Annotated in this window: 7 protein-coding genes; 5 read left to right on the top strand and 2 right to left on the bottom strand. The window is 73.9% G+C overall.

What is annotated here, in order from left to right:
- The first annotated feature begins 6 nt into the window (after nt 1–6).
- From ACIPXC_RS14695 to ACIPXC_RS14685, 3 genes are all read left to right on the top strand, one after another.
- Complete coding sequence (locus tag ACIPXC_RS14695) at nt 7–1,338, top strand: MFS transporter (RefSeq protein ID WP_401617113.1); 1,332 nt, start codon at nt 7–9, stop codon at nt 1,336–1,338.
- Between the two features lie 240 nt (nt 1,339–1,578).
- Entirely contained in the window at nt 1,579–2,391 is an 813-nt protein-coding gene (ddaH, locus tag ACIPXC_RS14690) for a dimethylargininase (protein WP_401617110.1), read from the top strand.
- Between the two features lie 190 nt (nt 2,392–2,581).
- Entirely contained in the window at nt 2,582–2,800 is a 219-nt protein-coding gene (locus tag ACIPXC_RS14685; RefSeq protein WP_401617107.1) for a hypothetical protein, read from the top strand.
- Nucleotides 2,801–2,822: 22 nt separating this feature from the next.
- Here the strand turns inward: ACIPXC_RS14685 and ACIPXC_RS14680 are convergent, their stop codons facing one another.
- Nucleotides 2,823–5,981 (bottom strand): AfsR/SARP family transcriptional regulator, encoded by a 3,159-nt coding sequence (locus tag ACIPXC_RS14680; RefSeq protein ID WP_401617104.1) that lies wholly within the window; start codon nt 5,979–5,981, stop codon nt 2,823–2,825.
- Between the two features lie 308 nt (nt 5,982–6,289).
- Here ACIPXC_RS14680 and ACIPXC_RS14675 point away from each other — a divergent pair, with 308 nt between their 5' ends.
- Both ACIPXC_RS14675 and ACIPXC_RS14670 read left to right on the top strand, forming a co-directional pair.
- The gene (locus ACIPXC_RS14675) at nt 6,290–7,336 is read left to right on the top strand and encodes a hypothetical protein (RefSeq protein ID WP_401617101.1); all 1,047 of its coding nucleotides are present in this window, start codon (nt 6,290–6,292) and stop codon (nt 7,334–7,336) included.
- A 173-nt stretch (nt 7,337–7,509) separates the two neighbouring features.
- Nucleotides 7,510–8,850 (top strand): phosphatase PAP2 family protein, encoded by a 1,341-nt coding sequence (locus ACIPXC_RS14670; protein ID WP_401617098.1) that lies wholly within the window; start codon nt 7,510–7,512, stop codon nt 8,848–8,850.
- Nucleotides 8,851–8,927: 77 nt separating this feature from the next.
- On the opposite strand, the gene ACIPXC_RS14665 is transcribed toward ACIPXC_RS14670, so the two are convergent.
- Entirely contained in the window at nt 8,928–10,460 is a 1,533-nt protein-coding gene (locus ACIPXC_RS14665) for an amino acid permease (RefSeq protein WP_401617095.1), read from the bottom strand.
- Between the last annotated feature and the right edge of the window lie 83 nt (nt 10,461–10,543).

Below are 10,543 nucleotides of genomic sequence, written 5' to 3'. Positions count from 1 at the left end.
CCCGCCATGACCACAGCCTCCGTGAAACCGCCGTCTCCCCCGGCGGGGGACGCGCCGCGCAAGAGCCGCTGGGGCCTCTGGGCGCAGGGCAACTTCCGCAAGCTCTGGATCGGTGAGACGACCAGCGGCCTGGGCACCGCCGTCGGCAACGTCGCGCTCGCCCTGGTGGCCGTCGTCACCCTGGAGGCCTCGCCGTTCATGGTCGGCCTGCTGACCGCCTCCGCCTGGTTGCCGTGGCTCTTCCTCGGACTGCTGGCCGGCGCCTGGGTGGACCGCTGGCCCCGGCTGAAGGTGATGCTGGTCTGCGACCTGTTGCTGCTCGTGCTGTTCGGCAGCGTGCCCGTGGCGGGCTGGCTGGGCCTGCTGACCATGGCCCAGCTGGTGGTGGTCGCCGCCCTGGCCGGGGCGGTCAAGGTGTTCCTGTCCACCGCGAACAGCGCCGTGCTGCCCGTACTGGTCGCCAAGCCCGACCTGCTGGAGGCCAACGTCAAGCTCCGCTCCGGGGACGCGGCCGCGGAGATCGCGGGTCCGGGCCTGGCCGGCCTGATCTCCCAGGCCTTCGGCGCCGTCAGCGGACTGCTCGCCGACGCGCTCACCTACCTGGTGGCGGCGGTCTGCGTCGGCTCCATCAAGGCGGAGGAGAAGCCCCCGCCGGTCTGCGAACGGCGCGGGATCCTCCGCGAGATCAAGGAGGGCGTCCGCTTCCTGGTGCACGACCCCTACCTGCGCACGCTGGCGAGCTTCGCGGCCGTCGGCAACCTCGGCCTCAACGGCATCCAGGCCGTGCAGACGATCTTCCTGATCCGCAGCGTGGGCGTGACGCCCGGCGGCGTCGGCGCCGTCTTCGCGGTGGTCTCGGTCGGCGGCCTGGCCGGGGCCGCCCTCGCCGGGCGGATCGCCCGCCGGTTCGGAACGGCCCGCGGACTGCTGCTCTGCGAACTGGTGGGGGCGCCGTTCATCCTCCTGCTGCCGATGGCCGGAGAGCGGATGCCGCTGGCCGTCAGCGCGGTGGCCTGGTCGGTCGCGGTCTGCGGCGTGATCGCGGGGAACGTCATCGCCGGCAGCTTCTACCAGGCCTACTGCCCGCCCGAGATGATCGGCCGGATCCGGGCCAGCGCCTCCACGGTCAACTTCAGCGCCATCCCCGTGGGCGCCCTGCTCGGCGGCTGGCTGGGCGAGGTGCTCGGTGCCCGCACCACCCTCTGGATCATGGCGAGCGTGCTGCTCTCGGCCGGCCTGGTCCTGCTGGCCTCCCCGCTGCGCGGCCTGCGCAGCTTCCCCGAACGTCCCGAACGCCGGGAGCGTCCCGCACAACCCGAACGTCCCACGAGGCCCTGACGGCCCGCCCGCCTCCTCCTGCCCTGCCTCCTGCCCCGCCCCGCCGCCCGCCCGCCCCCTCCTGCCCCGCCCCTCCCGCCCGCCTCCTCCTGCCCCTCCCGCCCGCCTCCGCCTGCCCTGCCCCTCCTGCCTGCCTCCTCCTGCCCTGCTCCTCCTGCCCTGCTCCTCCTGCCCTGCCTCCTGCCTCCTGCCCCGCCCCGCCGCCCGCGCACGCGTCCCCGCACCCTCCCGGAGCCCGCCATGACCCGCACCGCCCGCCCGCGCCGCTTCCTGATGTGCCGTCCGACCCATTTCGAGGTCAGCTACGCGATCAACCCGTGGATGGACCCCGCCAAGCCGGTCGACACGGACCTGGCCGTCGCCCAGTGGGAGCGGCTGTACGCGCTGTATCTCCGACTCGGCCACCGCGTCGACCTCATCGACCCGCTGCCCGGCCTGCCCGACATGGTCTACGCGGCGAACGGCGCCACCGTCGTGGACGGCAAGGTGCTGGGCGCCCGGTTCCGCAACGCCGAGCGGGCCGCCGAGGGACCCGCCTACCTGGAGTGGTTCCGGGCGGGCGGGTTCACCACGCACGATCCGGTCCACGTCAACGAGGGTGAGGGCGACCTGCTGCTGACGGGCCGCCACCTGCTCGCCGGGCGCGGCTTCCGCAGCGTCTCGGCCGGTCACGCCGAGGCGCAGGAGTTCCTCGGCCGCCCGGTGATCGGCCTGGACCTCGTCGACCCGCGCTTCTACCACCTCGACACCGCGCTCGGCGTGCTCGACGAGGACCAGGTCGTGTACTACCCGGGCGCGTTCTCGGCGGGCAGCAGAGAGGTGCTGCGCCGGCTCTTCCCGGACGCGGTGCTGGTGGAGGAGGCGGACGCGGCGGTGTTTGGACTCAACCTGATGAGCGACGGCCTGAACGTGGTGCTGCCGGAAGCGGCGACCGGGGTCGCCGCCCGGCTGCGCGAACGGGGCTTCCGGCCCATCGGGGTGGACCTCTCCGAACTGTTCAAGGGCGGCGGCAGCGTGAAGTGCTGCACGCTGCAGATCCGCGCGGCCGGCTGACCGGCACCCGTCCGCGCATCGGTCGACGGCCCGGTCGACGAGGCCGGTAGAGGAGGCCGGTCGACGCACGGTGCTCGTGCGTCGATCGCCCGTTGAACGTGCCTTGCCATGCTCCTCCCATCAGCCCGGAGCACTCCGGGAGGAACCGGAACCCCCTTCCCGCCAGGGAAGACGTCCCTCAGGAGCAGTCATGGCGAACCGCGCGAACAACACCGCTGCCACCCGCGTCTGCCTGGCCGTCGCGGGCCTCGGCCTCGGCACGCTGATCGCCCTGGGCGCGGCCGGCGCGGCGATGGCCGACGACGCCACCGGCACCGGGCAGGGTGGCGGCACCGTCAGCACCCAGCAGGCCCCGGCGCCGACCCCCACCCCCTCCGACGACAAGGACTGGAACAGCACCGGTTCCTGACCCCCGGTCCACCGGACACCCGTCAGGCCTCCAGCCCGCAGGGTTCCCCCAGGGCCAGGGCCGGCTCCTCCAGCAGAGAGCCCACCTCGGCGGCCTCCGGAAGACCCAGCCGGCAGAAGATCTCGTACGCCTGCCGCAACCGCGCCCCCGCCTCGGCCCCGCGCCCGAGGTCCGCCAGCGAGCGGCCCAGCACCACCAGCGCCTGGGCCTGGTCCCGCTCCGCGCCCAGCTCCTCGCAGAGCACCAGTGCCCGTCCGGCATGGTCGAGCGCCTCGTCGGCCCGGCCGAGCGACCGCAGACTGTCCGCCAGCCGGTAGCGCGCGTTCGCGGCACGGTCCCGCAGCCCCGCCCCCGTCGCGACCGCCAGGCACTCCCGGAACCAGGTCACCGCCTCCTCGTGCTGTCCGAGCCAGTGCAGCGCCAGACCCAGCACATACAGGGTGTACGCGCGCCCGGAGTCGTCCTGGCGGGTCCGCAGCTCGGCGAGCACCTCGTGACAGATCTCCACCGCCTCGTCCGCGCGTCCGCTGCGCACCCGTGCCAGTGCGGCGTTCACGGTCGTCACCAGGGCGCCCGAGCGGTGCCCCAGAGCGTTGGCCAGCACCAGAGCCTCGTCGTAGTGGTCCACCGCCTCGTCGTAGCGGCTGAGGAACTGGCAGATCAGGCCGAGGTCGTTGAGGGCCTGGCGGAGGATCACCGTGTCGCCGGCGGTCCGTGCCGCGTCCACCGCCCGGCGGGCGGCCGCCTCGGCGGCCTCCAGCCGGGTCGCCGCCAGGGCGACGTTCCCGCGCAGGAAGTGCGCGCGTCCGGCGGCCCGGACGTCGCCGTGCCGCACCGCCGCCTCGGCCAGCGCGTCGGCGGTGGCGGCGAGCTGCCGGCTCGGCGGGGTGAGCACGAACGGCGTGAGCGCGATCAGCAGGTCGATCGCGGCCCGCAGCGCCGTTCCCCGCACACCGTCCGAGGGCACCGCGGCGCCCGCCGGGGCGCCCGCGTCCGCGGCGACCTGGGCCGCCAGCGCCACGGCACCGGCACGTTCGGCGGTCGTCCACTCCCGGGCCGCGTCCCACCCGGTCAGCGCCACACCGGGGGAGCGGGCCGGACCCAGCGCGCCCGCCGCCGGATCCCCCGGCACCGCGTGCTGGAACGCGGCGCAGGCCGTGGCCAGCAGATGGTCCAGCAGCCGGTCCCGGGCCGCCACCGCCTCCCCGTCCTCCGTCGCACCGGCGCCCGCGGCGGCCGGGCCCGCCTCCTGCGCCGGACGGCGCCGCGCGAACGAGCGCAGCAGGTCGTGGTAGCGGTAGCGCCCGGGGAAGGGCGACTCCAGCATCGCCACGTCCACCAGCGCCTCCAGCAGGTCCTCGGCGTCGTACGCGTCGAGGTCGAGCAGCGCCGCGGCCGCCGGCAGGCCGATGTCGGGCCCGTCCACCGACGCGACCAGCCGGAACGCCCGGGCCTGGTCTGCGGTCAGCTGCCGGTAGCTCAGTTCGAAGGCCGCCGCCACCGCCAGATCGCCGATCCGCAGCTCGTCGATGCGGCGCCGCTCCACCTGGAGCCGGCGGCTGAGGGTCTCCACCGTCCAGCCCGGCCGGGCGGCGAGCCGGGCGGCCACGATCCGGACCGCCAGCGGCAGGTATCCGCAGGCCACGACCAGCTCCATCGCCGCGTCGCGTTCGGCGGCCAGCCGGTCCGCGCCGATGGTGCGGCCGAGCAGGTCCAGCGCCTCCGACGGGTGGAACACGTCCAGGTCGACCTGGACCGTGGCCGGCAGCCCGGCCGGCCGGGTGCGTCCGGTGGTGAGGACCGCGCAGCCGACCGCCCCCGGCAGCAGCGGCCGGATCTGCGCCGCGTCCTTGGCGTTGTCGAGCACCAGCAGCAGCCGTCGTCCGTCGACGATCGACCGGAAGAGCGCCGAGCGGGCGTCCAGTCCGTCCGGCACGGCGTCCCCGGGGGTACCGAGCGCCACGAGGAAGCTGCTGAGCACCGCTTCGGGGTCGGCGGGCACCGGGTCGGAGCCGCGCAGGTCCACGTACAGCTGGCCGTCCGGGTAGGACTCGCGGACGCGGTGCGCCACGTGCAGGGCCAGCGCCGTCTTGCCCACGCCGCCCATGCCGACGACGGTGGCGATCACCAGGGCCGGTGCCGAGCAGGTGGTGCCGAGTGCCTCGTCCAGCACCCGGACCGGCGCCGTGCGGCCGGTGAAGTCGGCGGCGTCCGGCGGGAGCTGGGCCGGTCTGGGGGATGCGGGCGCCGGTCTGGGAGCCGTCTCCCGTCCGTCCGGCTCCTCGGGCCGGGCCGGGCCGGCCGCCGGGTCACCTGACACGTGTCCGTGGTCGTCGGTGCCGGTGGTCCGCCGGGCCGGCTCCCGGCGGCCCTCGGGCTCCTCGGCGGGTGTCGCGGGCGGGCCCGGTTCCGGGGCGGCCAGCGCGGGGTCGCCCTCCAGGATCCGGCGGTGCAGCTGCTCCAGGTCAGGCCCCGGCGCGACGCCCAGTTCCGCGAGGAAGAGCTGACGCACCCCGCGGTACACCGCCAGTGCGTCCGCCTGTCGTCCGGCCTGGTACAGCGCCCGCATCAGCAGCCCGTACGCCCGCTCGTGCAGCGGGTGCTCGGTGGTGAGGGCGGTCAGCTCGGGGATGCAGCGCGAGTGGCGGCCGAGCGTCAGGTCCAGCCCGATCCGTTCCTCCAGCAGCGTCAGCCGCAGTTCCTCCAGCCGCTGCCGGTGCCGTTCCGCGAACGGGCCCGGCACACCGGCCAGCGGTTCGCCCTGCCACAGTTCCAGCGCCTGGTTGAGCAGGTCACGGGCGCGCAGCGGATCGGTCCGCGCGGTACGCTCCGCCTCGGCGGCCAGTGCCTCCGCCTCGGCGACGTCGACGGCGAGCTTGGGCAGCACCAGCCGGTAGCCGTCGCCCATCGACACAAGCACGCTGGAGGCCGGCCGGTCGCCGACGGCCGCGTCACCGTCCCCTCCCTCGCCCCTGCCCGCGGCGTCCAGCACTTTGCGCCACCGCCACGCGTACGTGCGCACGGTGGTCATCGCCGCGCTCGGCGGCTCCTCACCCCACAGCGCCGCGATGAGGTCGGTGGCGCTCGCCGAGTGCCCCGGCCGCAGCAGGAGGACGGCGAGCATCGCCTGCTGCTGCGGACTCCCGGTCTTGAGCGCGGTGGCGCCCCGGTGAGCTCGCATCAGACCGAGTAATGAGAAACGGAGATCGCCCAAGTCCTGCCCCCAGCCCACAGAACACGGTGCCCGCCCCCGCAAGGCGCCCATGTCTCGATTTGTGTCACCTTTTTAACCACAGCGTCGCCCTCGGTGTCGAGAGTCCGGAGTCCGGAGTCCGGAGTCCGTTGAGCCTGTGGTGATCAGGTGTTGAACCCTGCGGTACAGAATCGCCCGGTGCCGCGGGCACGCCGGACACAGCCCGGAACCGCGCCCGCCCCCTCGGCCGCCGCCGGTGGCGCCGGGCCCGACCATACATTCGGAGGCGGACGTCCGTGAACACCCCGATGCTGTACCGGCTGCTCGACGCCGATCCCGCCGCCGGGCCGGCGGAACTGCTGCACCGTGCCCGGGCGGACCGTCATCTGCCCCACCTGGTGCTCTCCGCGCTGGTCCGCGACGGAGTCCGGATGGGCGAGCCGGCCCGTGCCGAGCTCGACCGTGCCCGTGGCCGCGTCGCCCACTACACCCGCCTGGCCGCGGGCCTCGCCCGGTCCACGGGGGTCCGCGCCATCCGGGGCCTGCCGCTCGCCGGCTACTACCCGGACGGTCTGCTCCGTCCGCTGGAGTCACTGGACCTGGTCGCCCCCGACGAGGCGGCCCTGTGGCAGGCCGTCATCCGCCTGGTCACCGACCACCCGGTGGAGCAGATCGACGTCTGCCTGCTCGGTGAGCGTCCGCACCACACCGCCGTCACGGTCCAGTGGCCCGCCGAAGACCCCCTCGTCGACCCCTGGTACCGCGTCCACCTCTCCACCGCGGCCCTGCCCGGGGACGGCCGGGGCGTGCCCGTCCGGCCGTACCTGGCCGCCGACGACCACGTGGAGTGCCTCATCGCCCTGGCCGAGTCCCGCCTCGGCGGGCCGGCTCCGGTGCCCGGTCCCCTCACCCTCCTCGACGTCGCCGGCCTCGCCCGCCGGCCCTTCGAGCCCGCCGAGACGGCCGCCGTCCTCGCCGCGTACCGCCTGGCCCCGGAGGCCGCCGCCCTCCTCGACCACGCCGCCGAGCACGTCCCGCTGGGTCCGCTCGCGGCCGTACGCGCCGCGCTCGCTCCCGAGCTGGCCGCCGAGCACCGCCGTCGCGGCGAGGCCACGGCCGTCACCGCCCGGTGCGTCCCGACCCGGCACGGCGCCCTGCTCCGCCGCACCGTCATCCGTCACACCTGGGGCGAGGCGCGCCTCCTCGCCCCCGCCCCCGACACCCCGCTCCTCCTCACGCCCGTCGCCGACTACCTGCTCACCCCCGCCCCCGACGCCGTCGCGGCGCCCGCCACCCGCACCGCCGCCCTCGACGCCCTGCACCGCTGGGACGCCCTGTGCTGATGCAGGGGAATTCCGTATTCCGCTCGGCGCGCCCCGCATGCCCCCGGTTTCCCGGATGTGGCCTCCCTTGCTTTTCCGAACTGGCACATCAGCTCCGCTAACATGTTCGGGCGAACAGAGATCAGGTTGAAATATGAACATCGGCTGAAAAATTGATATCTGCGGTAAAGCGAGTGTTTTCGCGGAAGGGCGGCGGAGCCGAGTCCGCCGTATGGCGCCGGCCACGCGTCATTCTGTGGGTCGCGGCGAGCACGGTGACCCTCGGATTCCTCGTCGCCCTGGAGATCGCAGCGCGCGGCTACGGCGTGCGGGGGCCGATCACCGACCAGGCGCGGGAGGTGGTGTTCGCACCCAAGTCGGGCACGGTGCTCTACGCCGGCATGGCCCTGACGCTGGTGGTGCTCACCTGGCGGCAGCGGTTCATCGCGCTCGGCGCCGCGGTCGGCATCGACCTCGTGTTCTGGCTCGTGCGCTGGGCGGCCGGCGCCGAGATGATGTACGGCAACGGCGCGCTCCTGGTCACCCTGGGCTGTGCCGTCATCGCACTCACCCGCCGCACCGGCCGTGAGCGGGCCCTGCTGCTCCAGGGCGTCGGACTGGCCCTGCTGCTGGTGACCGGCCGCAAGACCGGCTACACCTGGCTGCTGATCACGTCGAAGACCCGCCCGACCGTGCTCGACCAGTACGTGGCCACCGCCGACCAGGCCCTGGGCAACCCGTCCTGGGTGGCGGGCCGGATCGTCGAGGCCACCGGGGTCGTCGGCTTCCGGGTCCTGGAGTTCGTCTACATCCAGCTCGCCGTGATGGCGGTCGTCGTCGCGCTGTACCAGCTGCGCAACGTGGCGGCCGAACGCCGCTTCCCGCGCCACCACCTGGTGCGCACCTTCCTGGCCATCGGACTGCTCGGCCCGGGCATCTACCTGGTCTTCCCGGTGGTCGGGCCGATCTTCGCGTACGGCGCCGACGGCGGGCAGTGGGCGCTGGCCGAGCTCTGGCCGAACACGCCGCCGCCGGTCACCACACCGCAGCCGATGCTCTTCGACGAGTTCACTCCGCGCAATTGCATGCCCAGCCTGCACACGGCGTGGGCCACCGCGATCTTCCTCCATTCCCGCAGGGCACCTCGGACCCTCCGCTGGGCGGGAACGTTCTGGCTGATCGCCACGCTCGGCGCGACGCTCGGATTCGGTTACCACTACGGCGCGGACATCGTCGCCGGCGTGGTGTTCACCCTCACCATCGACGCCGCGCTGCGCACCCTCGACCACGGCCGGGACCGGAAGGGGATCCGGTTCGTCGCCTACGGCACCGCGGTCTTCCTCGCGCTCCTGCTGTCGTACCGCTTCCTGTCGATGGAGATGGCCGCGCTCCCGTGGGTGTACGGCCCGCTCGTCGTCCTGTCGATGGTCTCGGTGATCTACGGCTACGTCCGGATCACCAAGCACTGGGACCGCCCGGCCGGGTCGGTGACGCTGCCGCAGCAACGCCGCGAGCCGCAGCCCGAGCTGGTCTGAAACGCACCGCGCGCGCCCCGGTGCGGCGGGGCGCGCGCGGACGGACGGTCGCCCGTACCGGCGGACGGCCGGCCGGTTCAGACGATGCCCTCGGCGATCTCGGCCTGTTCCCGGGCGTTGCCGTAGGCCGACGGCGTCCCGTACGAGCGCCGGGCGGCGTACCACCAGGCGCTGGCCAGGACGAGGACCACGGCCAGGGCGATCACCGCGTAGTTCATCGAGTCGATGGTCACCGGCGCCTTCTGCGGCAGGCAGAACAGCACGGTGACGACGGCCACCCACCCAACGGCGATCCAGCCGATCGGCTTGCTCCACCGGCCCAGGTTCCACGGCCCGGGCTGGAACCGGTTCCCGGCGCGCAGCCGCAGGTAGATCGGGATCGCGTAGGCCGGTGTGATGCCGATGACGTTGATGGCGGTCACGGCCCCGTAGGCGGTGGCGGAGTAGAGCGAGGGGAGCGCCAGCACGGCCGCGACGGCGACGGAGAGCCACACGGCCGGGACCGGGGTCTGGGTACGGCTGCTCACCTTGCGCCACAGCGCGGAGCCGGGCAGGGCGTTGTCGCGGCTGAAGGCGAACACCATCCGGCTCGCGGCGGCGACCTCGGCGTTGCCGCAGAACAGCTGCGCGACGATCACGACGAGGAGCAGGGCGGTGGCGCCGCCGGAGCCCAGCGCGTCGAGGAAGATCTGGGCCGGCGGTACCCCGGTGGCGGTGCCCTGGACGGCCGCGTAGTCCTGGATGGCGAAGGTGAGGCCCGCGAGCAGCGCGAAGCCGGCGATCCAGGAGACCCAGATGGCCCGCACGATGCCCCGGGCGGCGGAGACGGAGGCGTTGGAGGTCTCCTCCGAGAGGTGCGCGGAGGCGTCGTACCCGGAGAAGGTGTACTGGGCGAGCAGCAGGCCGACCGCGGCCACGTAGAACGGGTTGGCCCAGCCGGTGTCGTTGACGAACTCGGTGAAGACGAACGAGGGCGACTGGTGCTGGTCGGGTATGAAGGCCAGGGCGCCCACGATCACGGCGACGCCGCCCAGGTGCCACCAGACGCTCACGGAGTTGAGCACGCTGACGAGGCGGACGCCGAAGAGGTTCAGCGCGGCGTGCAGCAGCAGGATGCACAGGAAGATCACGAACGTCAGGCCGGGGGTGGGCTCGACGCCGTACTGGAGGTTGAGGAAGGCGCCGGTGAACAGGGCGGCGCCGTAGTCGATGCCGGCGATGGCGCCGAGCAGGCCGAGCAGGTTCAGCCAGCCGGTGTACCAGCCCCAGCGGCGTCCGCCGAGCCGGTCGGCCATGTAGTAGAGCGCTCCCGAGGTGGGGTACGCGCTCGTGACCTCGGCAAGGGCGAGTCCCACGCAGAGCACGAACAGACCGACGCCCGCCCAGCCCCACAGCATCACGGCCGGACCGCCCGTGCCCAGCCCGAAGCCGTAGAGGGTCATGCAGCCGGACAGGACGGAGATGACCGAGAAGCTGATGGCGAAGTTGCCGAAGCCGCCCATCCGGCGGGCGAGGACCGGCTGGTAGCCGAGCTCTCTGAGCCGTTCCTCCTCGTCCCGCCGGGGCGGGGCCTTGCTGTCCTGGCGGACGGACGGCGTGGTGCGGGACATGGGGGAGTACCTCCGGGGGTCATGAGGACGGGGGACGGGGACGGGGGTGGGGCGGTGGGGAACGGGGCGACGGGGGCGCCGCG

The organism is Streptomyces sp. NPDC090021, assembly GCF_044748225.1.
Taxonomy (GTDB): Bacteria; Actinomycetota; Actinomycetes; order Streptomycetales; family Streptomycetaceae; genus Streptomyces.
The sequence above is the reverse complement of the archived record's forward strand: the minus strand, read 5'-3'. Positions and strand labels throughout refer to the sequence as shown.